Origin of the sequence: Brevundimonas aurifodinae (assembly GCF_040195595.1) — a bacterium.
In the GTDB taxonomy this organism is placed as follows: domain Bacteria; phylum Pseudomonadota; class Alphaproteobacteria; order Caulobacterales; family Caulobacteraceae; genus Brevundimonas; species Brevundimonas aurifodinae.
In genome coordinates this window covers 1-24,145 of sequence record NZ_JBEGDD010000012.1, presented here as the reverse complement: position 1 = coordinate 24,145, position 24,145 = coordinate 1, and the positions used below count along the sequence as shown (strand labels likewise).

21 protein-coding genes and 1 tRNA gene are annotated in these 24,145 nt (G+C 69.5%); 10 read left to right on the top strand and 12 right to left on the bottom strand.

The features are described from left to right. Nucleotides 1–74 precede the first annotated feature (74 nt). Nucleotides 75–953 carry a peptidylprolyl isomerase gene (locus ABN401_RS13535; RefSeq protein ID WP_349685390.1) on the top strand — a complete coding sequence of 293 codons (879 nt, stop codon included), beginning with the start codon at nt 75–77 and terminating at the stop codon, nt 951–953. Here ABN401_RS13535 and ABN401_RS13530 read toward each other — a convergent pair. Further along, a complete protein-coding gene (locus tag ABN401_RS13530) occupies nt 920–2,041 on the bottom strand; it encodes a Ppx/GppA phosphatase family protein (protein ID WP_349685389.1) in 1,122 nt (373 codons plus the stop codon). The genes ABN401_RS13535 and ABN401_RS13530 overlap by 34 nt on opposite strands. Nucleotides 2,042–2,187: 146 nt before the next feature. Here ABN401_RS13530 and hspQ point away from each other — a divergent pair, with 146 nt between their 5' ends. Genes hspQ through ABN401_RS13515 form a run of 3 tightly spaced genes read left to right on the top strand, consistent with a single transcriptional unit; the run spans nt 2,188 to nt 3,751 of the window. Continuing rightward, entirely contained in the window at nt 2,188–2,502 is a 315-nt protein-coding gene (hspQ, locus tag ABN401_RS13525; protein WP_349685388.1) for a heat shock protein HspQ, read from the top strand. A gap of 44 nt (nt 2,503–2,546) precedes the next feature. Beyond that, nucleotides 2,547–3,422, top strand: a complete 876-nt coding sequence (gene phhA, locus ABN401_RS13520; protein WP_349685387.1) for a phenylalanine 4-monooxygenase — start codon at nt 2,547–2,549, stop codon at nt 3,420–3,422. After that, nucleotides 3,419–3,751 carry a hypothetical protein gene (locus tag ABN401_RS13515; RefSeq protein ID WP_349685386.1) on the top strand — a complete coding sequence of 111 codons (333 nt, stop codon included), beginning with the start codon at nt 3,419–3,421 and terminating at the stop codon, nt 3,749–3,751. The genes phhA and ABN401_RS13515 overlap by 4 nt, the downstream gene beginning before the upstream one ends. On the opposite strand, the gene ABN401_RS13510 is transcribed toward ABN401_RS13515, so the two are convergent. From ABN401_RS13510 to ABN401_RS13485, 6 genes are all read right to left on the bottom strand, one after another. Next, complete coding sequence (locus ABN401_RS13510; protein WP_349685385.1) at nt 3,748–5,025, bottom strand: MFS transporter; 1,278 nt, start codon at nt 5,023–5,025, stop codon at nt 3,748–3,750. The genes ABN401_RS13515 and ABN401_RS13510 overlap by 4 nt on opposite strands. A 10-nt stretch (nt 5,026–5,035) precedes the next feature. Further along, the gene (locus ABN401_RS13505; RefSeq protein ID WP_349685384.1) at nt 5,036–5,470 is read right to left on the bottom strand and encodes a hypothetical protein; all 435 of its coding nucleotides are present in this window, start codon (nt 5,468–5,470) and stop codon (nt 5,036–5,038) included. A gap of 12 nt (nt 5,471–5,482) precedes the next feature. Further along, on the bottom strand, nt 5,483–6,817 hold the full coding sequence (gene astB, locus ABN401_RS13500) for an N-succinylarginine dihydrolase (protein WP_349685383.1): 1,335 nt from the start codon (nt 6,815–6,817) through the stop codon (nt 5,483–5,485). Further along, nucleotides 6,814–8,274 carry a succinylglutamate-semialdehyde dehydrogenase gene (gene astD / locus ABN401_RS13495; RefSeq protein WP_349685506.1) on the bottom strand — a complete coding sequence of 487 codons (1,461 nt, stop codon included), beginning with the start codon at nt 8,272–8,274 and terminating at the stop codon, nt 6,814–6,816. Before astD ends, astB begins: the two co-directional genes overlap by 4 nt. A 147-nt stretch (nt 8,275–8,421) precedes the next feature. Then, nucleotides 8,422–9,429: an arginine N-succinyltransferase gene (locus tag ABN401_RS13490; protein WP_349685382.1), complete on the bottom strand. Its 1,008-nt coding sequence runs from the start codon at nt 9,427–9,429 to the stop codon at nt 8,422–8,424. Continuing rightward, nucleotides 9,430–10,680 carry a hydrolase gene (locus tag ABN401_RS13485; protein WP_349685381.1) on the bottom strand — a complete coding sequence of 417 codons (1,251 nt, stop codon included), beginning with the start codon at nt 10,678–10,680 and terminating at the stop codon, nt 9,430–9,432. A 118-nt stretch (nt 10,681–10,798) separates the two neighbouring features. Here ABN401_RS13485 and ABN401_RS13480 point away from each other — a divergent pair, with 118 nt between their 5' ends. Beyond that, nucleotides 10,799–11,317 carry a hypothetical protein gene (locus ABN401_RS13480; RefSeq protein ID WP_349685380.1) on the top strand — a complete coding sequence of 173 codons (519 nt, stop codon included), beginning with the start codon at nt 10,799–10,801 and terminating at the stop codon, nt 11,315–11,317. On the opposite strand, the gene ABN401_RS13475 is transcribed toward ABN401_RS13480, so the two are convergent. The 3 genes from ABN401_RS13475 to ABN401_RS13465 form a co-directional block, all read right to left on the bottom strand. Next, the gene (locus ABN401_RS13475; RefSeq protein ID WP_349685379.1) at nt 11,314–15,546 is read right to left on the bottom strand and encodes a translocation/assembly module TamB domain-containing protein; all 4,233 of its coding nucleotides are present in this window, start codon (nt 15,544–15,546) and stop codon (nt 11,314–11,316) included. The two genes, ABN401_RS13480 and ABN401_RS13475, sit on opposite strands and share 4 nt — an antisense overlap. After that, on the bottom strand, nt 15,543–17,342 hold the full coding sequence (locus ABN401_RS13470) for an autotransporter assembly complex protein TamA (protein ID WP_349685378.1): 1,800 nt from the start codon (nt 17,340–17,342) through the stop codon (nt 15,543–15,545). Before ABN401_RS13470 ends, ABN401_RS13475 begins: the two co-directional genes overlap by 4 nt. 89 nt (nt 17,343–17,431) lie before the next feature. After that, nucleotides 17,432–17,692 (bottom strand): hypothetical protein, encoded by a 261-nt coding sequence (locus ABN401_RS13465; protein WP_349685377.1) that lies wholly within the window; start codon nt 17,690–17,692, stop codon nt 17,432–17,434. Between the two features lie 149 nt (nt 17,693–17,841). Between ABN401_RS13465 and ABN401_RS13460 the strand changes: the two genes are divergently transcribed. After that, entirely contained in the window at nt 17,842–19,605 is a 1,764-nt protein-coding gene (locus ABN401_RS13460; RefSeq protein ID WP_349685376.1) for an ATP-binding protein, read from the top strand. Here the strand turns inward: ABN401_RS13460 and ABN401_RS13455 are convergent. Continuing rightward, entirely contained in the window at nt 19,602–20,672 is a 1,071-nt protein-coding gene (locus ABN401_RS13455) for a CaiB/BaiF CoA transferase family protein (RefSeq protein ID WP_349685375.1), read from the bottom strand. The two genes, ABN401_RS13460 and ABN401_RS13455, sit on opposite strands and share 4 nt — an antisense overlap. Nucleotides 20,673–20,769: 97 nt before the next feature. Here ABN401_RS13455 and ABN401_RS13450 point away from each other — a divergent pair. From ABN401_RS13450 to ABN401_RS13435, 4 genes are all read left to right on the top strand, one after another. Continuing rightward, nucleotides 20,770–20,846: transfer RNA gene (locus ABN401_RS13450), tRNA-Lys, on the top strand. A 44-nt stretch (nt 20,847–20,890) separates the two neighbouring features. Next, complete coding sequence (locus ABN401_RS13445) at nt 20,891–21,631, top strand: FkbM family methyltransferase (protein ID WP_349685374.1); 741 nt, start codon at nt 20,891–20,893, stop codon at nt 21,629–21,631. A 67-nt stretch (nt 21,632–21,698) separates the two neighbouring features. Next, nucleotides 21,699–22,346 carry a hypothetical protein gene (locus ABN401_RS13440; protein ID WP_349685373.1) on the top strand — a complete coding sequence of 216 codons (648 nt, stop codon included), beginning with the start codon at nt 21,699–21,701 and terminating at the stop codon, nt 22,344–22,346. A gap of 6 nt (nt 22,347–22,352) precedes the next feature. Further along, nucleotides 22,353–22,883 (top strand): hypothetical protein, encoded by a 531-nt coding sequence (locus ABN401_RS13435; protein WP_349685372.1) that lies wholly within the window; start codon nt 22,353–22,355, stop codon nt 22,881–22,883. Here ABN401_RS13435 and tgt read toward each other — a convergent pair. Further along, entirely contained in the window at nt 22,880–23,992 is a 1,113-nt protein-coding gene (gene tgt, locus ABN401_RS13430) for a tRNA guanosine(34) transglycosylase Tgt (protein WP_349685371.1), read from the bottom strand. The two genes, ABN401_RS13435 and tgt, sit on opposite strands and share 4 nt — an antisense overlap. Nucleotides 23,993–24,145 lie beyond the last annotated feature (153 nt).

Genomic DNA, 24,145 nt, shown 5'->3' with positions numbered 1-24,145 from the left:
ATCAGCAGCCGGGGTCATCCCAACACCCTTCGCCCAAAGCCCTGGGTCCCCGCTTTCGCGGGGATGAGCGGAAGTTGAAGTTGATCCTTGGCGCGGTCCTTGCGCTGACGTTCGGCTCGCTCTCCCTGGCTCAGGAGCCTGCGCCGACCCCATCCCCCACCGCGGCCGACTGGCGCACGGTCCCGGCGGACGCCTTGCTGGTCATCGACACCAACCGGGGCCGTATCCTGGTCGAGATGGCCCCCGAGGCCGCGCCGCTGCACGTCGAGCGCATGCGCGTGCTGGCGCGTCGGGCGTTCTTCGACGGCATCGTGTTTCACCGGGTCATCGACCTGTTCATGGCCCAGACCGGCGACCCCCTGGGCAATGGCGAGGGCCAGAGCCCCTATCCCGACCTGGTCGGCGAATTCACCTTTCGCCGAGGCCCCGAGATGCCCTTCACCCCGGTCGCCGAACCCGCCGGATCCATGCTCGGCTTCATGAACAGCCTGCCGATCCAGACCCAGCCGACCGCCCTCATGGCCACCACCGCCGACGGCAAGGTCCACGGTTGGGGGGCCTATTGCCCCGGCGTCGCCGGCATGGCCCGGGACGAGGCTCCCAACAGCGCCAACAGCCAGTTCTTCCTGATGCGCCAGCCCTATCCGGCGCTGGACAAACGCTACACTGTCTGGGGTCGCGTGGTGTCGGGCCTCGAGGTGGTGCGCGCTATCAAGACCGGCGACGCCGCCAACAACGGCATGGTGCCCTCCGATCCCGACATCATGACCCGCGTCCGCGTCGCTTCCGACCTGCCCGAGGACGAACGCCCGGTCGTCCAGGTGCTCGACGCCGGTTCCGCCGCCTTCCAGACCCTGGCCCAGGCGGCGCGAACCGCGCGCGGCGCCGACTTCTCGATCTGCGACATCGACCTGCCGGTTCAGGTCTCGGGCGCGCCGGCCCCCGCCACCTGAGGCCGCCCCCGGCCGCGCCCGCGGCGTCGCCGCGCCGGTTTCCTGGCCGCCCGCATCTGTTGCAGCAGCAGTCCCTCGCGCAGGCCCCGGTCCGCGACCCTGACGCGCTCGCTGGGCCAGGCCCGCTGCACCGCCTCCAGGATCGCCGCCCCGGCCAGCACCAGGTCCGCCCGGTCCGGCCCGATGCAGGCCTCGTCCGATCGTCCCTTGGGCCCCAGCGCCTTCAGCCGCTCCGCCGCCGCTTCGCACTCCGCCCGCGTCATCCACAGGCCATCGACCCGGTCGCGCTGGTATCGCCTCAGGTTCAGATGCACGCCCGCCAGCGAAGTGATCGCCCCCGAGGTGCCGACCAGATGCCCCCGCCCGTCGGCGAAGGCCTTTCGGAACGCCGCGTCCTCGAACCCGCCCTTGTCCAGAGCCGCGCCCATGTCGGCCACCATCGCCTCGTACCAGGCGTCGCCGGCGCCCTCGGGCTCCGGATGGCGCTCGGCCAGGGTCACGACGCCCAGCGGCGCCGACATCCAGCCGACCGTCTCCATCTCGCCGTCCGATCGCTTCAGCCACGACAGCTCGGTCGATCCGCCCCCCACGTCGATGACCAGCACCGCCTCGGCCTTGGGATCGATCAGGTTCAGACACCCCTCGACCGACAGCCGGGCCTCTTCGATGGGATCGATGATCCGCAGGCGCAGGCCCGTGCCCCGCCGCACCCGCTCGATGAATTCCGGCCCGTTCTCGGCCTGGCGACAGGCCTGGGTCGCGACGGCGCTCAGCCGCGCCGAGTCGACGCCGCGTCTCACGACGCGCTCGGCGCACAGGGCCAGGGCCTCATAGGCGCGGTCCATCGCGGTATCGTCGAGGCGGCCGGTGCGCGACAGGCCCTCGCCCAGCCGGACGATGCGGCTGAAGCTGTCGACCACGCGAAACCCGTCGCGCGCCGGGCGGGCGATCAGCAGGCGGCAGTTGTTGGTCCCGAGATCGAGCGCGCCAAACGCAGGGCCGTCGCGCCCCGGCGCGGCTCCGCCTTGTGCCCGCTGGACCCGGGACCGCGCGTCGCGCCGCTGGGGCGCGCCGTCGGGTTCCGGCATGGGCCGACTTTCGTTTGGGCGCAACCGAGACGGGCACCCGTCCCCATGACCCTAGACCCGCCCGCCCGCCCGCGCCAAGCCCACCTGTCAGGAAGATGAACGGCCCATACGGTCAAGGCTCAGCCCCGGGGCTGTATCCGCGTTCCATGACCCAGTCCCGAACCGCCAAATTCGCCCTCGGCCAGATCGTTCGCCATCGCAACGCCGAGTTCCAGGGTGTCGTCGTCGACGTCGATCCCGCCTATGCCGGCCCCGCCGGCGCGCCCGGCCCGGATCAGCGGGATCAGCCCTACTATCGCGTGCTGGCCATCGGCGAGGACGCGGGCTTCCTCGTCTATGCCGCCGAGAACGTGCTCCTGCATGACGAGGGGGTCTCGCCCCTGTCTGCTTCGGATCAGGCCGAATGGTTCAACGTCGATGCCCTGGGCCGTCTGGCACCCCGCAGCCAGCCCATGCATTGAGCCTTCGGACCGGCTCGCCTAGATAGTCGGCAAGGGAGTTCGCCATGGCCGATTTCGAGCACGTTTTCGACACGCCGCCGGAAGGCGCCGCCGCCGACTGGACCATTTCCCAGAACTGGCGCGCCTATACCGAGGTCGAGCACGACACCTGGGACACTCTGTACGCCCGTCAGATGGATATCCTGCCGGGCCGCGCGTCCGAAGCCTTCCTGAAAGGGCTGGGCGCGCTGGACCTCAACACCGGGGGCATCCCCGACTTCGCCCTCATGAACCCCAAGCTGAAAGCCCTGACCGGCTGGACCGTGGTCTGCGTCCCGGGCCTCGTGCCTGACGAGGTCTTCTTCGACCACCTGGCCAACCGTCGCTTTCCCTCGGGCCAGTTCATCCGCAAGCCCGACCAGTTGGACTATCTGCAAGAGCCAGACATCTTTCATGACGTCTTCGGCCATGTGCCGATGCTGACCGATCCGGGCTTCGCCGACTACATGCAGGCCTATGGCAAGGGCGGTCAGAGGGCTCAGGGGCTCGGGATGCTCAAGAACCTGGCGCGGCTCTACTGGTACACGGTCGAGTTCGGCCTGATCGAGGAGGCCGGGACGCTTCGCATCTACGGCGCGGGCATCGTGTCGTCGGCCACCGAGACGGTCTTCGCGCTCGAGGATCCATCGCCCAACCGCATCGCCTTCGACCTGGAACGGATCATGCGGACCGACTACCGCATCGACGACTTCCAGCAGGTCTATTTCGTCATCCCCTCGATCGAGGCGCTGAACGACGCGACCTATGAGGATTTCGGCCCGATCTACGATCGTCTGAAAGGGCAGTCGACCATCCCCGTCGACGCCATCCAACCCTACGACAGGGTCCTCACCCGAGGTACCCAGGCTTATGCCCAGAAGGGCGGAAGGTTCGCGGCATGACACGCACGATCACCGTCTTCCTCGTCGCCGGCCTCGCCGTCTCGGCCGCCGCCTGTACCGAATCCAAGCGCGCGCGCAACGCCGCGACCTTCGGAGATCAGCCCGCCGACATCACCTGCTGGACCTACGGGACCGAGACCTTCTCCGGCCGATCGACTGGCAAGGTCGAGTACAACGACGGCGGCCGCATCGCCTTCGTCGACGCCGACAACGGTCGCTACACCACCATCGATGGCGAGTGCCGCGTGGTCTATCGGACCGAAGACGAACCGGAATCGGCCCAGCCGGATGGCCCGGTCCTGCCGCCTCCCGCTGTGCCGGAAGCCTAATCCTCGCGGATGAGGCTCTTCTCCTTGGTGTCGCGCATGGTCACATAGGTGATCAGCGAGATGCCGATCATCGCAGTGACGTACCAGAAATACAGGCTCTCGCGCCCGTCCAGCTTGAACCACAGGGCGACATACTCCGCCGTGCCGCCGAACACGGCGTTGGCGATCGCATAGGGTAGGGCGACGCCCAGGGCGCGGATATGGGCCGGGAACAGCTCGGCCTTCACCACGGCGTTGATGGCGGTATAGCCCGACACGATCACCAGGGCCGACAGCGCCAGCAGGAAGGCCGTGAACGGCTCGTTCGTCGCCGCCAGGCTGGTCATGATCGGCACGGTGCAGAAGACACCCAGGATGCCGAAACAGATCATCACGGGCTTTCGCCCCACCCGGTCCGACAGGGCCCCCACGGCCGGCTGCATCAACATGAAGATCAACAGGGCCGCCGCGCTGATCTCCGTCGCCTGGGCCTTGGTGAAGCCCGAGGTGTTGACCAGGAATTTCTGCAGGTAGGTCGTGTAGGTATAGAAGGCCAGCGTGCCCCCGGCGGTCAGGCCGATGACCATCAGCGCCTCCTTCGGGTGACGCAGGATCAGCTCCAGGGCGCTGGATTTCGGCCCTTCGCGCGTCTCGAAGGCGCGGGTTTCGTCCAGCCCTCGACGCAGCCAGAACACCACGACCGCCAGGCCCGCCCCGACGAGGAAGGGGATGCGCCAGGCCCAGGCCGAAAGCGCGTCGTCGCCCAGCGTCCGCTGCAGCACGATCAGCAGGGCCAGCGCCAGCAACTGGCCCGAGATCAGGGTGACGTACTGGAAGCTGGACCAGAAGCCCCGATGCTTGGCGGTCGCCATCTCAGACAGATAGGTGGCGCTGGAGCCGTACTCGCCGCCGACGCTGAGCCCCTGCATCATCCGGGCGAGCAGCAACAGGGCGGGCGCCGCGACGCCGATGGTGGCGTATCCGGGCGTCAGGGCGATGATCAGCGACCCCGCGCACATCAGACTGACCGACAGGGTCAGGCCGGCCTTGCGTCCCTTGCGGTCGGAGTACACGCCCATGACCCAGGCCCCGACCGGACGCATCAGAAAGCCCACGGCGAAGATGGCGGCCACCGACAGCAGCTGCGCCGTCGACGACCCCTCCGGAAAGAAGACCGGCGCGAAATAGACGGTGAAGGCCGCATAGGCGAACCAGTCGAACCACTCCACCAGATTGCCCGCCGAGCCTCCGACGATGTTCTTCAGGCGGCGGGCGGGGGTCATCGCAAGCGTCATGGGCTCGCTCTCATCGCGCGGACAGGCCCGGCCAGGCGATCCAGGTCCCGACCGCATAGGCGATGCCGTAGACCAGCACGATCAGCGAGCTCCACAGCACGAAAGGCAGGATCCCACCCGGATTGACGATGAAGGCCGGGATCAGGACCAGACCGCGCAGCAGATAGACGGCCGAGATCAGCACGAGGGCTGTCCGCATCAGCGGTAGACGAGGGATCAGGCCCGCGCCCGCGAAAGCATAGGCCGACCACACAGCCAGAACGCTCGCGATGCCGATGGTGATCAGCGTCGGATAGATCGAGCCACGCTCGGCCATGCGTGCCATGCCCTCGCCGGCCCCGAAGAAGCGATACCAGCCCGGACCGCCCAAGATCACCGCGAGATGCAGCACGGACGCCAAGGCGCTGAGCACGCCGCCGACGATCAGGGCCGGGTTCTGAGGCATGGCGGCGTCCGATCAGATCCGTTGAAAGGGATAGAACCCTGACCCGAGATTCAGCAGCGCGGTCAAGTCTTCCAGCGCCGCCCGGCTCTCGTCGATCAGCGCCGGATCGGCGAGGTCGGCGGGCGTCAGGCGGTCGCGATAGTGACGCCCGGCCCAGCTCGACAGGCGAGCGTGCAGGTCGTCTGTCAGGCGCATCGCCGGATTGGTCGCGTCGAGTTCCGCTTCGGTCAGGACGACGCGCAGCCGCAGGCAGGCGGGGCCGCCGCCGTTGCGCATCGACTGGCGCACATCGACGTATTCGACCCGGCCGATCGGCCCGTTCGACGCCACCAACCCCTGGGCCACCGCGTGGCTGCGGGCGTTGTCGCGCGTCTCGGTCGGGCAGATCAGCGTCAGCCGGTCTTCGCCGGGCAGACTGACCAGCATGGAGTTGAACAGATAGCTCGAGATCGCGTCGGCCAGCGGCAGGTCGGCGGACGAGACCTCCACGAAGATCGGCTGGAACCCCTGCGCCGCCGCGCGAATGGCGGTGTGGGTGGCCGCAGTATCCTCGAACGCCAGCTCGTGGTGAAACAGGGTGTCCAGCGCGCCGACGCAGACCACGTCGTTGTGGAAGGTCCCGCCGGCGATGGCGGCGCGGGATTGCTGGGCCAGGACCGCGCCGGACGCGCCGTGGCGACGGGCGATGGCCTCGGATGCCTGGCGGGTCTGGCGGGCAGGGTAGGGACCGTCCCACGCCTCGAAGGCGTCCCGTCCCCAGACGAGCAGGTTGACCCCCGGTGCCCCGTGCTCGGCGCACAGGCGGACGTGGTTCGCCGCGCCTTCGTCGGCGAGGTGGGCCACCGGCGACAGGGCGTCGTGGACGGCGAACCGCGCGGGATCGGGGAACAGGGCGTCCAGCGACCGCTTCGTCTGGGCGTGTTCCAGCGAGCGGTGCAGATTGGTGTGAAGATTGGCGGGCGTGAAGTGGACCCTGCCGTCGCCGCTGTCGGCGCCGGGCGTCACGGTCGCGGCGTTGGCGGCCCACATCGGGCTGGCCGAGCAGGCGGCGGCGGCGAAGCTGGGCGCGACCTTCCAGGCGCGTTCCAGCACGGCCGCGTCCGAGCCGGTGAAACCGAGACTGCGCAGGAAGGGGATGTTGGGCCGCTCGTGCGGCGGCAGGACGAACTGGGGCAGGCCGAGGTCCGCCAGCCGCTTCATCTTGTCGAGCCCCTGCAGCACCGCCGCGCGCGGGTTCGACGCCTCGCCCTTGTTCAGGCTGGAGGCGAGGTTGCCGGGGCTCAGACCGGCATAGGAGTGCGTCGGCCCGATCAGGCCGTCGGCGTTGGCTTCGACGGCGGAGGTCATCGCAGCCCCTTCATTTCGCCCTCGATATTCCACACCGCCCCCGCCTCGAAGCTGGCCACCGGATAGGCGCAGTAGTCGGCGGCGTAGTAGGCGGATGGCCGGTGGTTGCCGCTGGCCCCGAGGCCGCCGAAGGGCATGTCCCCGGCGGCACCCGTCGTCGGCCGGTTGAAGTTCACGACGCCCGCGCGAATGCGGCGGATGAAGCGGTCCCAGTTCGCGGGATCGTCGCTGATGAGGCCCGCGCTCAGCCCATACCGGGTCGCGTTGGCGGCGGCGATGGCCTCGTCGAATGAGGCGACGCGGGTCACCGACAGGAAGGGGGCGAACATCTCCTCGTCGGGCACATCGACGCCGGTGACGTCGAGGATGGCGGGTCGGACGAAGGCACCGGGCAGGTTGTCCACCGGTCCCGACGCCCGGATCACCTTCGCCCCGAGACCGATGCGCTGCTGGAGCGCGCCCAGCGCCTGTTCGGCGGCGCGCTTGGAGATCAACGGACCCCCATAGGGCTCGGGCGTCGAATCCCAGGGCGCGAAGATCAGCCGGTCCACAAGTCCGTCGACGGCCTCGATGATGGCGTCCCCCGCCGCACCCTCCGGCACGATCAGCCGCCGGGCGCAGCTGCACCTCTGGCCCGTGGTGACGAAGGCCGACTGGACGACCAACCCCGCTACAGCTTCGGGATCGGCCGCGTCCCACACGACCAGTGGATTGTTGCCGCCCAGTTCCAGCGCCAGGATGACGTGAGGATTGTCGGCGAACTTCCTCCGGAAATGCGCGCCCGCCGCGCCCGAGCCGGTGAACATCAGGGCGTCGATCGGCTGGTCCAGCAGGGCGGCGCCCACGTCGCGCCCGCCCTGAACCAGGTTGAACACTCCGGCCGGCAGGGCGGCCTCGGCCAGGCATTCAGCGATCAACTGGCCTGCGTGCGGCGTCTCTTCCGATGGCTTGAACACGACGGTGTCCCCCGCCAGCAGGGCCGGGACGATGTGGCCGTTCGGCAGATGGCCGGGGAAGTTGAACGGCCCCAGCACCGCCGCAACGCCATGCGGGCGATGGCGCAGGGTCGCGTGGCCGAAGGCGGTCTCGGAGGTGCGCTCTCCGGTGCGCTCGTCATAGGCTCGAATGGAGATGTCGACCTTGCCGGCCATGGTGCCCAGCTCGGCGGTGGTCTCCCACAGCGCCTTGCCGGTCTCGCGGCTGATGGCCTCTGCGAAGGCCGGGGCGCGGGCCTTCAGCGCGGCCTGATAGCGTTTCATGGCCGCGATGCGTTCGTCGCGCGGCCGGTCGGCCCAGCCGGGGAAGGCGGCGCGGGCGGCGGCGACCGCGGCTCCGACCTGATCGGGCGAGGCCTCGTTCCCGCGCCAGACACGCGCCTCGGTCGCCGGATCGAACGAGGCGAAGCCGTCGCCGCGCCCTGCGGTCCACTGGCCGTTCAGATAGAGATGTCCGTCAATCATCTTTTCCGCTCATCCCCGCGAAAGCGGGGACCCAGTTCTGTTGCGAGGAGAGGTGTCGGGGATGGCCAACGGAACAGGATCGCTCCTGTCCTTCGCCAAAGCACTGGGTCCCCGCTTTCGCGGGGATGAGCGGAAGGAACAGGGTCACGTCTTGACCCGCGCGACGTCGCCGTCGCCGAGCTTGAGCGCCGTCGCGACCTCGGGGGTCAGGCGCACGGTGTCGCCTTCGATCTGGGCCTTGGCCCGGACCGCGCGGAAGGCGGAGACGCTGTCGGTCGAAATCAGGGCGGGCAGTTCCGCCTCGACGTCCTCGGTGATCTGGACCGTCAGGCGGCGGGCGTCGCGGACGGTGCGGATATGGTCGCGCTGGCAGGTCACGGTCGGCCCGGCGTCGAAGATGTCGACCAGGCCGTTGGGGCGGAAGCCTTCGCTCTCCAGCAGGGCCATGGCGGCGACACCCTGGGGATGAACCTTGCCGATCACGGCGCGGGCCGGCTCGGGCAGCAGGTCGACATAGATCGGGTGGCGCGGCGCCAGGTCGATGATGAACTGCTTGTCGGTCGAGCCGGTCATCATGTCGGCCTGGTCGAACTCCATCGGGAAGAATTTGTGCGCCACATGGTCCCAGAAGGGGCAGGCTCCGTCCGGCGTGAACACACCGCGCAGCTCGGCCAGCACCATGTCGGCGAACAGCTCGGGCTCGGCCCCGATCAGCATGTAGCGCGACTGGCTCAGCAGCCGCCCCGCGCCGCCCTTGCGCCGGTCCGCCTTCAGGAACAGCGACCCGACCTCGGTCCAGCCGTTGCACTCGTTGACCAGCTGCAGGGTCTGGTGGTCGAGCCGGATGTTGAGCGACGGCGACGCGGCGGCCTGATTGGCCAGCCGGAACGAGAAGAAGGGCCGGTTCAGCCCGACCGCCGCCTTCACCGAGGCGATGCCGTCGATGTCGCCGGTGTCGGCCTCCTCCATCATCAGGGTGTACCAGCGCTTCTCGGGCGACAGGACGCCGGTGAAGCTGTCGCGGCTGATGTCCAGGCGCTCGACCAGCTGGTCCGGATCCTCGGGCAGGCTGGTGAAGCCGGGGCCCGACAGGATGGCGAGCTCCAGCAGATGGTCCAGGTCGGCGGGACCGGCGGGGCGGACGACGAGCATCTACATCGTCTCCAGACGCAGGCGTTTCAGGTGTTCGGCGTCGATCTCGCCGGAGGCGATCTTGCACAGCATCAGCAGCGACAGCTGGGCCCGCTCGATGAAGCTATCGGGCCAGGCGAACTCCTGGGTTGAATGGATCAGGCCGCCCCGGACGCCCAGGGTGTCGATGTTGGGCAGGCCCGCCGCGTGAAGATTGTTGCCTTCGCAGACGCCACCGGACGGCGACCAGGCGATGGTCTGACCCAGCAAGGCTCCGGTCTCGCGCACCGCCTCGAACAGCGCGGTCTGGGCGGCGTCCATCGGTTTGGGCGGGCGGGTGAAGCCGCCGTGCAGCTCCAGCGTCAGGCCCTTGAAGGGGGGCTGGGAGGCGATTTCGGCGATGGCGGCGGTGATCCAGTCGGCGGCCGCGAGATCGGGCACCCGGACGTTGAAGCGAACCACGGCGTTGTCGGCCACGACGTTCAGCGCCCCGCCACCGGAGATGCGGGCGACGTTGACCGTGACGCCTTCGCGCTGACCGTTCAGCGCATGCAGGGCGGCGGCGACCAGGGCCGCGCCGGCGACGGCGTTGCTCCCTTCGTCGAAGGCGCGACCGGCGTGGGCGGCCTTGCCGGAGACAACCAGATGAAAGTTGCCGCTGCCTTTCCGGGCCCCTGCGAGCGTCCCGTCCGCCAGGGCCGGCTCATAGGTCATGCCGATATGGCCGCGCGCGCCGAGCCCGGCCAGCAGCGGGGCCGAGGCGGGCGAGCCGATCTCCTCGTCTGGCGACAGCAGCACGGTCCAGCCGACGCGCTCCCGCTCCGGATGGGTCTCGAAGGCTTCCAGCGCGCCCAGCATGACCGAAATGCCGCCCTTCATGTCGGCGATGCCGGGGCCGTTCAACGCGCCGTCTGGGCGCGAGGCGACACGCTGAAAGGCGCTGTCAGCGGGATAGACGGTGTCATAGTGGCCGGTCAGGACGACCTGGATCGGGGCCTCGGGCCGGGCCGTGATCTTCAGCGCGTCCGCTCGCGCCTGGGGCATCAGGCTCCCGTCGTCAGCGACGGTGGAGAAGCCTTGCGTCGGGACCCGTTCGGTCTCGGCGGGCAGGCGTGCCGCTTCGGTCTCGAGCCGTTCCAGGGTGGCCTGGAGACCCTCGGCGTGGTCGCTGCCGGAGTTGACGTTGGCCCAGGCGACCGCGCGATCGATCAGGACCGCCGCCCCCCGCCCGACCAGGTCGAGGGCGGCATGATCCTGTGGGAGAATCCGCATGGGCCGGTTGTAGCCGGACGAACCTCAAAGGTGAACCCCGGGAAGAGGCCTCACGCCGCCGCTTGTGTAAGGGACCCTTGTCATGTAAAGGACCGTTGTCATTTCAGGGAGGATACGAATGGCCAGCTTGATCACCGGCATGAACCCCGCCGCGCCGCTTCGAACGGAGGCCGAGGCGGAAGCGGCCTCGAAGGCCAGCGCGATCTCGATCTTCATCGGCGTGCTCGTCGGGGCCGTCACCGTCGCCTGGTCCCTGGCCAACCCCGGACAGATGCAGGAGGCTGTTGCCTCCGCCGCCGGCGGGGACGCCAACACCGAAGCCGCCGCTGCCATGGGGGCGCAGTTCGCGATCTACCTGAAGGGGGGTCTGGCCGTTCTTCAGCTGATCCTCGGCATCGTCCAGTGGCGCAATCCCGGCAAGTTCATCGCCATCCTGTTCATGGTTTTGATCGCCTATGGCATCCTGTCGACGGCCGCGACGCCGCTTCTGGCCTCGTCGATGCCGGGCATGCCGGTCATCCCGATGTGGCAGATCGCCCTGTCGGTCGCGATCATGGTCGTCCAGATGATCCTGCACATCGCCGGCCTGCGCGGCATCAACAAGCTGGACAAGCTCCAGATGGAAGCCGCGCGCTAGTCTGACGCCACGGCCTCGGCATTGGGTCGGCGGTCCTGCCGGCCCGTGCCGGGGACCCGCGACTGCCGCCGCCAGCGGATCGACAGGGTCGCGTCGCCCTGGCCGCCGAACTGGGACGTGATGGCCAGGTTCCGCCGGACCTGCCACTCGACGTTCACCGCCGCTCCGCCCTCGCCGCCGCCGATGATCTCCAGATAGACGTCGTCGGTGATGTAGCGCCCGCCCGCGACCGTCAGGGCCGAGGCCTCGCCGCCGAACGACAGCCGGTCCAGTCCCGCCAGTTCGCGCAGATTGCCGATCACATCGAAGCCGCCCCCGCCCGCCAGGGAGGCGACGCCGGCCGCCAGCTGCGCCGCCTCGAACGGCGACAACTGCGACGCCGATCGACCGAACAGCACCTGGGACAGGATCTCGTCCTGGGGCAGGGCTGGACTGGAGGTGAGCACGATCTCCGGCCGCGCCGCCGTGCCGGTCACCCGGATGGTCGCAGTCAGGGCGGGATCGTCTCGCACGGCTGTCAGATTGAGCCGGATCCGTTCCGGATCGGTCGACAGAGAGACCGAGCCGCGCTCGTCGAAGACGAACCGCTTGCCGGCGAAGTCATAGTCGCCGCGCACGATGTTGGCGTTGCCGGTCAGGACCGGCTGGTTCACCGTGCCGGCCACACGGGCGTTGACGTTCAGCAGGACGTTCAGGCCCCGACCGACCACGGCGACCTCGCCGCCCCGTGAGCGCAGGCGGATGTCCAGACCGATCTGGGGACCGCGCGACGCGGTGACCTCGTCATCCTCATCGGTATCGCCGCCGGGACGGTTGATCTCGACCACATCCATGCGGACGATGCCGTTGGACCCCGGCGGATTGGCCTCGATCCGGGCCTCGTCGACGTTGATCTCGCCCGACAGGGTGACGTTGCCATCGGCCGCGCGAACCACGGTCAGCGGGCCCGAGGCACGAGCCTCCGCGATGTAGTTGTCGATGATGCGGAACCGGGTCAGGGCCAGTTCGAAGCTGGAGCCGGACCCCTGGCGCAGGCCGATCCGGCCGTCGCCCGAGACCGTGCCGCCCGACCCGTCGGTGGCGGTGAAGGTCTGGATCAGGGCCGTCGCGTCGTCGAACCGCGCCGCCAGAGCCATGTCGTCCAGCACAAGGCCCGAGCCGTTGTCGCGGAACCGGCCCTCGGCGAGGGCCAGCCGGCCGTTGATCAATGGGGCCGCCAGGGTGCCGCCCAGGGTAGCGCGGCCATCGACCTGCCCGGCGAGGGACCTTTCGCCCCCGAAGAAGACGTCCCAGATCGGCTGGATCTGGCCGTCGATGTCGATCTCGCCCGACATGGGCCGCGTCCGGGCAATGGCGAGCCGCAGCGGCGCGGCCGAGGCCTCGACCGGCAGGGTCACGTCGGCGGTGGCGGTCACCGCGTCGGTTCCTGAAGCATTGGCCTGGATCCGCAGAGTGTTGTTGACCAGGGTCGCGGTGACGGCCCCGTCGACGCTGAGGCCGCGGGGGGCGTCGGTGCTGCGCAACCCGGCCAGGCGAATGTTGGCCGAGCCCGAAAGATCATCGCCCGCGCCGCGCAGCGACACCCGGCCGGTGACCTGGCCGCGCAGATCGGGCGCGATCGACCCCAGATCGACGCTGGTCAGGTCGGCCTGGATCACCGCGGCGTCGGAATCCTGGCGCAGTTCGCCCAGCAGGACGCCACCCCCCACCGACAGGTCCAGCCGCGCCACCCGCCCGTCGCCGGCCAGGGCGACCACCGCCGGGTTGCGGGTGGAAAAGGCGATCTCGCGGACCCGGCCGTCCCCGCTCAGCGTCACGCTCTGCGCGTCGCCCTGGCGAGAGTAGACGCCCGATCCGTCGAAGGCGACGGGCGTCGCGCCTCCGACGTCGGCGACCACGGTGAAGGGCAGTCGCTCCAGCGTGCCGCGCCCGTTCAGCTCCAGGGTGCGCAGGGTCCAGCTGGAATTCGACAGCCGGACGTTGCGCCCGGTGACGTCCAGGATCGCGGTCTCGGACCCCGCGCCCTCGGTCAGGCGGATGCGGCCGTCTGCGGTGCCGGAGGCCAGGAAGGCGCCGGGCCGCGCAGTGAACGTCAGGTCCGCGCTGGAGGGCGTATTGTTCGCCAGGGCGATCGCGCCCTGGGCCGTTACGCCGCCGGCGTCCAGATCCACGTCCGAGAGCCGGATGCGGTTTCCGCCGAGGAAGAAGCTGCCGGACGCCCGGGCCGGCCCGTAGTTCGACCCGGCGGTGAGGGCCACACGTCCGTCCGAGGCGTCCGCTCCCCGTCGGAAACTGAGCGTCAGATCGGCGTCGGTCAGGGTCAGCGGACCGGCGGCGACCCGGCCGAAACTGGCCGTCAGGTCGGCGCGCGGCTGGGCCAGGGTGCCGGTCAGGGCTCCGTTACCGGTCATGGCACCGTCGATGGCGACCGGTCCGACACCGAACGGCCCCTGCGCGTTCCAGTCCAGGGCAAGGCGAAGGCGTCCCTCCGGCTCGATCAGGCCGCGTGCCGTGGCGGTGCCGGCCGCGCCCGTCAGGACGGCGCGCTCAACAGCGATTTGGCCGCTGCGCAGGTTGCCGGCCAGCTGGAGCCGGGGGGTGGCTCCCAGCAGGCGGTCCAGTTCGGCCATGCCGCTGGCCAGGCGCGTGCCTCGACCGTCGAAGGTCAGGGTCCAGGGCGCGCCCGACCGGGCCGAGGTGGCGCTGATCGGCCCACCGAACGCGCCGCGCGCGCCGGGGCGGAGGCGGCCGATATCGGTGATCTCGGCGCGGCCGCTAAAGCCCAGGCCGCCCATCAGGTTGCGGCCGCCCGAGCCCGTCAGCGTCAGCGCCTGCCCGCGCGCATCGATCCGCTCGAGCAGGAGGGCGCCGTCGGCCAGTCGCGTCGCCTCGAACGCGGCCGTCGGTGACGCGCCCAGAAGTCCGCCGACGATGCCGGACCCGCTGCCGCCGTTCGCCGCCAGATCGCCCGTGAGCGTATAGCGACCGCCGTCGGCCGTGACGTCGAACGGTCCTGCGATGAGGTCGGCCGTGTAACTCGCCAAGTTGGCGTCCTCAATCCTGAGCCTGCCGTCCAGGCTCCACGTCTCGGCGTCCCCGGTGAAGGTCGCCTCATAGCGTGTCGCGCCACCGGTCTCCGAGCCGACCAGACGCGTGAGGGAGGGCGTCGAAACCGACAGGTTCAGCGCGTCCGGCACGCTGCGATCCGAAAGCCGCAACCGCCCCCGCGCGCTCGACGTCAGATTGTCGGCGAGCAGGCGCCAGGCGACGCCGTGCACGCCCTCTTCGACGGCGGGCACCGAGGCGAAGCCGAAGCGCGCCGTTCGGCCGATACGCCGGACGAAGGGGCCCAGCAGATCGGACCCGCTGAAATCGAAATATCCCGAGATCCGCGATCCGGCCGCTCCATACCGACCGCGCACCGTGACCGGCGTGAAGTCGCCGGTGCGGACCGTGGCGTTGATGATCTCTCCGTTGACCACGGCCGAGGCGAAGAAGGGCTGGTCGGGGGAATAGCCCAGCGATCCCGCGAGCGGGCCGCCCTGGGCCTCGTTGGCGCGAAGGTTGAGGCGCAGGTCCTCGGGGCCGGCTCCGAGGGTCGCCGAAACCCGGAGGAAATCCCCCGGGCGGTTCAGACTGTAGGCGCCGATCCGGGCGGTCTTGTCGCCGCGCCGGGGTACGGCGGCCTCCCCGGTCAGTCGCCACCGGCCGTATTCCTTCGAGAAGCCCTCCAGCAGCTCGACGTTCGCCTGGAAGCTGTCGATATCGATGTCCAGCGGGAGGGGGCGTGGCGGGCGTCCATCCGGCGGCTCGACCTCGGGCCGGCGCAGCAGCCTGATCTGTTCGGCGGTGATCTGCGTGGCGTGGAAGCGCCGGGCAACGAGGGGCCAGTAGGACCAGTCCACCCGGACCTCGTTGGCTTCCAGCCAGACGCCCCGGGCGTCGGTGACGGTGACACGCCGGATGGTGAAGTCGTCGAACAGGTCGCCCGACAGGCCCTCGACGTTGATGCGCCCGTACCGCCCGATCTTCTGGCCGGTGACGAAGCTGGTGACCAGTTCCCGGCCCGGGCCGGAGACCAGATACATCCGTCCCCCGACCGCCAGGATCAGGAACACGGCCAGAAGGCCCGCGACGACCATGCCGCCGAAGAAGGCGAGAGCCTGGAGCCGGGTGCGACGGCGCTTCTCGGCCTTGACCGGCTCCGGTGTCTCGGGCGCGTCGGTCAAAACGCCTGGCCGATGCTGATGTAGATCTGGAAGTCGGCGTCGCCCTCGCGCTTGTCGAGGGGGAAGGCGATGTCGGCGCGGATCGGGCCGAAGGACAGGTTGTAGCGCGCGCCGATGCCCACGGCGTAGCGCAGGTTGGAGAAGTCGGGCGCCTCGTCGAAGCCGACCGCCCCGGCGTCGATGAAGGCGACCGCGCCGAAATTGCGCCCCAGATCGCGACGGACCTCGGCCGAGACCTCGAACAGCGACAGGCCGCCGCGCGGGGTGTTGTCGGGCAGGCGCGGCGCGACGCCCTGATATTCATAGCCCCGCACCGAGCCTCCGCCGCCCGAGTAGAACAGCCGGTCGGCCGGGATGGTCAGCTCATCGCCACCGAGGATGGAGCCCAGTCTGATCCGCCCAGCAGCGACCGTTCGTCCGCCGTCCTGCAGCGGAACATAGCCGGTCAGCTGTGCCTCGGTCCGCAGGAACAGGATGTTGTCCTCTCCGGCCACCGCCGTCGGCTGGACGCTCAGCGTGGCCCGCCAGCCGGTGGTCGGGTCCAGAGGATCGTTCGACTGATCCAGATAGGCGGAACCCCGCGCGGTCAGAAGCGCCAGGTCCCGGCTGATCGACAGCGGCGCCTGGGTCAGCGGATCGAAGCGGTTCTCGTCATAGCGGCCGGCGTCGAGGCCGAGGCCGTAGCTGACCCAGGACGTCTTTCCGATCCTCTGACGGATGTCGGCCGAGACGACCCCGGCTGTCCGGCGATAGGCGTCGGTGTCCTCGTTCACCACGGCGGCTGACAGCGCCAGGGTCTGACCGGGCCGCCGCCAGTGGGGCAGGGACAGGTCGGCCCCGATCCGGCTGTCGATGTCGGCGACGCGGGCCTGGAAGGTCAGGGTGTCGGCCCGACCGAAGCGGTTGTACCAGGTCCACAGCCCCTCGACCCCTGAACCGTCGGCCGTCGAAAAGGTCGCGCCTGCTTCGAGGATGCGACGGGGCCGGTCGGTCAGGGTGACGACGATCGGGCGCGTTCCGGTCTGGGTCGCCTGGTCAGCCGGCGTCAGAGCGACGCCGACGCCGTCGTAAACGCCCGTCTCCAGCAGGCGGCGCTCGAGCTCGGCGACCTGTTCGGGGTCGTAGCGATCGCCTTCCTGCCACGGCGCGAGGGCGGCCACCCAGGCCGGATTCGTCGGACCGGCCGTCTCGATCCGAACGCCGTCCAGTCGAACGAGCGAGCCGGAGGCGATGCGGTAGGTCGGGGCCACGGTGAAGGTGGCATGATCGACCACCACGCGGCGGGGCTGGACGTCGGCGTCGGGATAGCCCTGTCGGGTCAGGCTGGCGATGATGCGCCCCTCGGCGGCGATGACGTCGGCGGCACGGCCGGGATCGCCGGGCGACAGTTCGAGCCGCGTTCGCGCCGTCTCGATCACCTCTGAAGGAGGCTCCGGCGCCTGCCATTGGACGTCGAGATTGCCGATGACGAACCGCCGGCCTGGATCGATCGAGACGATCGCCACGGGGGTGTCCTCGCCCTCGACGATGTCCTCCAGCAACGGCTGATAGTAGCCCTCTGACCTCAGCAGGGCCTCGGCGGATTCCATCGCGGCCCGGGCGCGGCGTCGGGCTTCGAACCGGTTCGTCGGCGGGCCGTCCGTTTCGCCGATGGCCTGTTCGATCTGGGCGCGCAGGTCGTCCGGCAGCGTGCCTCTGATCTGGGCCCTGGGGTCCGCATGGGCCGTCCCGGCGATCATCAGTGTCGCCGACGCCGTGGCGGCAAACAGGGTCAGACTGGAATGGCGAAGAAGCACGCGGGGGCCTCGGCTGGCGCTGTCGGTCGGCGAGGGGGCCGACACCGGTGCCCCGGAAGCAGTCAATCGCGACACCGATAAGGCGACGATCAGTAGAACAGGGTCTCGCTTTCAGGCTGGACCGATTCTTCCGATGACGGATTGGCCGGCGGAAGTCGGCCGTTGTCGAGCGGCGGCGGCTGGTCGGTCGGGGCGGTGGTGTCGACGACAGGCGCGGCTGTGTCTTCGGCGGACGGCGCGACGTCGGCCTCCATCGGCGGCGCGGTCTCGATGTCGCGTGGCGCGGGCTCCTCGCAGCCGCCGAGGGCCAGGGTCAGGCCCGAGCCGGCCAAAAGAAACAGTCGCTTCATGTGCGTGGATCTTCCCCGGGATTCTGCGTCGAAACGCGTTGTCTGATCGACGGTTCCATAACCCGGGGCGCGCCCGACGTCACGGGGCCTGTCACAGGCATGGTGATTTCCTCAACCGTTCCTTTGCTTCTCTGTGAGACGCAGTTTGCATGGGCGAGGGGATCCAGACATCAGCAAACGGCTGGGCCATGATCGCCCAGGTGCGGTTTCGCGAGCTGAAGACGCGGATCGGCCTTGCCGCCTTCATCGCCGTGACCGCCTGGTTCCTCAGCAAGGGCTACTGGCCCGCCGTTTGGCTGGGCGCTGTCGTGGTCAGCCAGTTCTTTGACTGGCTGGCGTTCCGGCCGCTGCGTCGCCGCCCGGAGACAGAACCGTCGCTGGGCTACAAGGTCCTGCTGAGCGTCACCGCAGCGGTGAACGTACTCGTCTACTCCAGCATTTCGGCCTACCTCTGGGTCGCCGGTGGCGAGGCGGGCAAGCTGTTCGCCATGGTCCAGGTGGCCGGAGGGCTGCTGCACGTCAGCCTGCACATGCACCATGTCCGACCCCTCCTGATCGCGGCGGTCGTTCCGCACAGCCTCTATTTTCTGGGACTTCCGATCGCCACGGCCATCGTCGCGCGACGTCCCGAGGACGTTCTGATCGCCATCGGCGGGGTGCTCTACATGACGCATCTGGTCGTCGCTGTGCGTCAGAGTTCCTCGACCACCAAGGCGCTACAGGACGCCAACGCCGAGGCCCAGGCCCAGCGCGCGGCGGCCGAGGTGGCCAGCGCCGCCAAATCGGACTTCCTGGCCGTCATCAGCCACGAGATCCGCACGCCCATGAACGCCGTCATCTCGGCGGCCAACCTGCTGCGCCGCACGCGCCTGGACCGCGAACAACGCGAGCACGTCTCTATGCTGCTCGACGCCGGCGACGTGCTTGTCGGGCTGCTCAACGACGTTCTGGACCTGTCCAAGATCGAGGCCGGCAAGATGCAGCTCGAGGCGTCGGACATGGATCTGCGCGACAAGCTGGCCTCGCTCACCCGGCTCTGGCAGCCGAAAGCCGAGGCCAACGGCGTGCGCCTTCAGGTCGAGATCGCGCCGAACGTTCCCGAGGCCGTCCGCACCGATCCGCTGCGCTTTCAGCAGATGCTGTTCAACCTCCTGTCCAACGCCGTGAAGTTCACCGAGGACGGGACGATCTCGGTCTCGGTCGACTGGAGCGAGGCGGATGGCCGGCTGATCGTTTCCGTGGCGGACACCGGCTGCGGCATCGCGCCCGAGCGGCTGGCCGGCATCTTCGACAGCTTCGAACAGGCCGACGCCGGCACGACGCGCAGATATGGCGGCACGGGTCTGGGCCTGGCGATCAGTCGCCGCCTGGCCGAGATCATGGGTGGTCGCCTGACGGCCGAGAGCGCGGTCGGGCAGGGGTCGGTCTTCACGCTCAGCCTGCCGGTCGAGGCCATCGTCAAGGCCGCCAAGGCGCCGCGCCGGGTCGTTGTTGACGAGGCCAGCCTGAAGGGCCGGGTGATCCTGGCGGCCGACGATCACGCCGTGAACCGGCGGATCCTGTCGCTGTTGCTGGAGCCGCACGGCTGTTCGCTGGTGCTGGTCGAGAACGGGGCCGAGGCGGTCGAGGCCGCGATGACCCAGGTGTTCGACGCGGTCCTGATGGACATGCAGATGCCCGTCATGGACGGGCTGGAGGCCACGTCGCGGCTTCGAGCCGGAGGGCTGAACCGCAGAACGCCTGTCATCGCCCTGACCGCCAACGCCATGGATGTCCACCGCGCCGCCTGGGACGCGGCGGGGGTGCACGCCTTCCTGACCAAGCCGATCGATCCGGCCCTGCTGGCGGAGACCCTGGCCGAGGCGTGCGCCGGGCGTGACCCCGTCGCCGCGGTACCGGCGGCCGTCGCCTAACGCCAGAGGTCCGAGAGGGCCGCGCGGTCCAGCACGGTGGCGAGCCCCGGTGTCGCGATCGCGCCGTCGAAACGGGGGGCGGGCGACGGCTGGACCGGATCGCCGGCCAGGGTGGACCGCGCCACGTTGTGCGGGTGAAGCGCCGCCTCTTCGAACGTCAGCACCGGGGTGACGCAGGCCTCGGTGCCCTCGAAATGGATCGCCCAGTCGTCGCGAGCGCGGGTCGCGAAAATCTCGGCGAAGCGGGCCTGCACAGCTGGCCAGCCGCCGGGCGGGAACTGGGGCGCGTCCGACGGATCGATGCCGAGGCCCCGCAGCAGGGCGGCGTAGAACCGGGGCTCCAGCGCGCCCACCGCGACGAAGCCGCCGTCGGCACAGCCATAGCAGCGATAGAAGGGGGCGGCCCCGTCCAGCAGGTTCGATCCTCGCTGCGATGACCACAGCCCGCTGGCCGACAGGGCGTGAAACAGGCTGGACAGCAGGGAGGTCCCGTCCGTCATGGCGGCGTCGACGACCCGGCCGCAGCCGGTCGTTCTCGCTTCGAGGATGCCCGCCAGCACGCCCGTGACCAACAGCATGGCCCCGCCGCCGTAGTCTCCGACCAGGTTCAGCGGTGGGGCCGGCGGCCGGTCTGGCTCGCCCATCGCATGCAGCGCGCCGGTCAGGGCGATGTAGTTGATGTCGTGGCCCACGGTGTCGGCCAGGGGCCCCGTCTGGCCCCAGCCGGTGACGCGGGCGAACACGAGGCGCGGATTGGCCGCCTGGCAGACGTCCGGTCCCAGGCCCAGCCGTTCCAGCACCCCGGGTCGAAACCCCTCGATGACCGCGTCGGCGCGACGGATGAGGTCCAGGACGACGGCCCGGTCGCTCTCGGACTTCAGATCGACCGGGACGGCGGCCCGGCCCCGGTGCAGCACCGCCCCGCCGACGTCCCCGAAGGCCGAGGCACCGTCCGCGCGGGTCAGGCGAACCACGTCGGCGCCCAGGTCGGCCAGGACCATGCCGGCGAAGGTGACCGGACCCAGCCCATCGAATTCGACGATACGGACCCCCGTCAGTGGCGTCATTCGTTCCTGCCTTTGCATCATCGGGGTTGACCCCGGCCGTCTCATGAACCAGAAGGCGCAACCGCGAAACGGCCCGTCCGTTCTGCGCCCGCGATGCGCGTCCTTAGCTCAGTTGGTTAGAGCATCTGACTTTTAATCAGAGGGTCCTCGGTTCGAGCCCGAGAGGACGTACCATCGCCTCCAGCGGGCCGGTCGCCCGATAACCCCGAGGGTGAACCATGGCCGGCACCACGATGAGCTTCGCGGGCGGCCTGGAGGTCATTCGTCTTCTGCGCGACGAATGCCTTAAGCGATCCAATGAGGAACAGCTGAAATTCATTCGGTACTGCATCGAGAACGCGATGCTGGCCCGTTCGCAGTTCTTCCAGGACCTGTGGGTCGCATGGGAACTCGGCTCGCCCCGGTCCGGCTTCTTCGTCGAGTTCGGAGCCGCCAACGGGCGTCATGCCAGCAACACCCACTATCTCGAGAAGGAGCTCGGGTGGCGGGGCATCCTGTCGGAGCCGGCGCGGCACTGGTATCCCCACATCCAGACCTACCGGAACTGCTACATCGATCGTCGGGCGGTGTTCAGCGAGAGCGGGCGAATGGTGACCTTCGTCCAGCCTCCGATCGCCCTGCATTCGACCATCGCCGGCTATGAAGGCGGCGACTATGCCGCCGCGACCCGCATGGAAGGAGAGCGGTACGAGGTCGAGACGGTCTCGCTCAGCGACCTTCTCGCCCACTGGAACGCCCCGCCGCGGATCGACTACATCTCGATCGACACCGAGGGTTCCGAACTGGACATCATCCGGCCTTTCGATTTCGCCCGCTGGGACGTGCGGCTGTTCACCATCGAGCACGCCGGCAACGCGGAGAAGCGGGCCGGAATCCTGGAGGTGATGACGAACAACGGCTACGAGCGGAAGTTCGCCAACCTGTCCGGCGACGACGACTGGTACGTCCGGCGCTACTGAGGGCAAGCCTCCATGGACAGGGGGACGGTCGCTGGTAAGGTCGGCGGCATTGTCCAGGGGGCCGATCATGCGAACCATTCCCGCCGTCGCGGCGATCCTGCCGGTGCTCGTGATCGCGGCCTGCCAGCCGACCGGCGAGCCCGCCGCCACCGTCCAGCCGGATCCGCAACCGTCCGAGGTCATGCGACAGACCTTCGCCAGTTGCGCGTGGGGCAGGGTCGAGGGATCGGGGCTGGCCGTCTGGAGTTATGCCTGTCCGGCCGAGCTCGGCAATGTGAAGCTGGTCGCCGACGACAGCCTGCCGGGGTTCGCGGTCGAGTCGACCTATGACGGCCGCACCGAGCGCGGACCGGCCGTCGTTATCTTCAACAAGGCTGCTGACGCGCCGATCGACGCGATCCTGGAGGCCGTGCGAGCCCGGTCGCCAGGACCCGACACCGCGAACTGCACGCTGCAGCCGGTGACGTTTGAAGGCGCGGTGCCCGGCAGCTTCGGCTTCGAGCCGACGGGCGAGCTGGCGACCCGGTGGAACGCCTTCGCGACGGGAGAGGCCGACGCCGAGCCCATCGAACCGCCGTGCGGTTCGATGGGCCCTCAGATGTCGGGCGACCGCAGCTTCCGCGTGCTGGAGAGCGATCCGACCAGGGTGGTGTTCATCGAGTACGGCTCGGAGATCCAGATATTCGATCCCTCGACATTGCGTCCGGCGAGCTGATAGGGCGTGCGCACTCTGCCCGTCATCGTCTGCGTGCTCCTGGTCGGCGGCTGTTCGGCGGCGCGGCAGGTGGGGGCGGGCGTTGGCGATGCGGCGACGCAGCCGCTGGTCGATCTGAACGTGCGGCGCGAGCAGATCCCCACGGTTCTGCTGCAGGCGCAGGCCAATCCCTATGACCGGCGCAACCTGAGCCAGTGCGCCCCGATCCAGGCCGAGGTGCTGAGGCTGGACGAGGCGCTGGGGCCCGACCGTGACGAGCCGCCGGCTCCGGATTCGCCGACCCTGAACGAACAGGCTCAGGACGCCCTGGCCGAGGCGGCGCTGGACGCCATCCGGGACGCGGCGACCGACTTTATCCCGTATCGCAGCTGGGTGCGGCGCCTTAGCGGGGCCCAGGCGCGGTCGCGGGCGGTGCAGGACGCGGTAGAGGCCGGTCGGCTGCGGCGGGCCTATCTGAAGGGGCTGGGCATGCGGGCCAACTGTCCGCCTCCGGCCTCGCCCGCCTGGTTCCGGCCGGCGGGGGCGTCGCGGCGCTAGTTCGAGACGTGGCGGGCGTGAAAGTCGCGCCGGAAGGCCTCGAACCGGCCCGCCGCGATGGCGTCGCGCATGGCTGCGGTCAGGGCCTGGAAGAAGGCGATGTTGTGCCAGCTGAGCAGGGTCTTGCCGAGGATCTCGTCGGCGCGGATCAGGTGATGCAGGTAGGCCTTCGAATAGGCCGATGAGGCCGGGCAGAGGATCGTCGGGTCCAGCGGGTCCTGATCCTCGGCGAAACGGGCATTCTTGAGATTGATAGGGCCGTCCCAGGTCCAGGCCTGGCCGTGACGACCGGCGCGGGTCGGCAGGACGCAGTCGAACATGTCGACGCCGCGCCAGACGGCTTCCACCAGATCGATCGGCTTGCCGACCCCCATCAGATAGCGCGGCCGGTCGGCGGGCAGCATGTCGGGGGCGTAGTCGAGCACTTCGCACATGGCCTGATGGCCCTCGCCCACGGCCAGACCGCCGATAGCATAGCCGTCGAAGCCGATGTCGATGAGGCGGTCGGAGGATTCGCGGCGCAGGCCTTGATACGTCGAGCCCTGCTGGATGCCGAACAGGGCCTGGGTCTCGCGGGTACCGAACGCGGCCTTGGACCGCGCGCCCCAGCGGGCGCTGAGCTCCATGGCGGCGTGGGCGCGGGGTTCCTCGGCCGGCCAGGAGACGCATTCGTCCAGCTGCATGACGATGTCGGCCCCGATGCGGTCGGCCTGGATCTCGATGGAGCGTTCCGGCGACAGGACGTGTTTTGAGCCGTCGATGTGGCTGGAGAAGGTGACGGCGTCTTCCTTGACCTTCGAAATGCCGGCCAGGGACATGACCTGGAAGCCGCCGCTGTCGGTCAGGATCGGCCGGTCCCACCCCATGAAGCGATGCAGCCCGCCCAGCCGCGCCATCCGCTCGGGCCCGGGACGCAGCATCAGGTGATAGGTGTTGCCCAGCAGGATATCGGCCCCGGTCGCGGCGACCTGGTCGACGGTCAGGGCCTTGACCGTGGCGGCGGTGCCGACGGGCATGAAGGCCGGCGTGCGGATATCGCCACGCGGCGTTCGCAGGGTGCCCGCGCGGGCGCGGCCGTCGGTGGCGGCGATGTCGAAGGGAAAGGGCATGGGGGAGGGGGTCTAGAGGGTCGAGGGGCGGGGGTCGAGGGGCGGGGTGGGGGTGATCGCCTCTCCCTCCCAGGAACGGGGAGGGTGGTCGACGCGAAGCGGAGACCGGGTGGGGGCGGCCGGTGCTTGAGCGCCGACATCGCGTCTGGACCC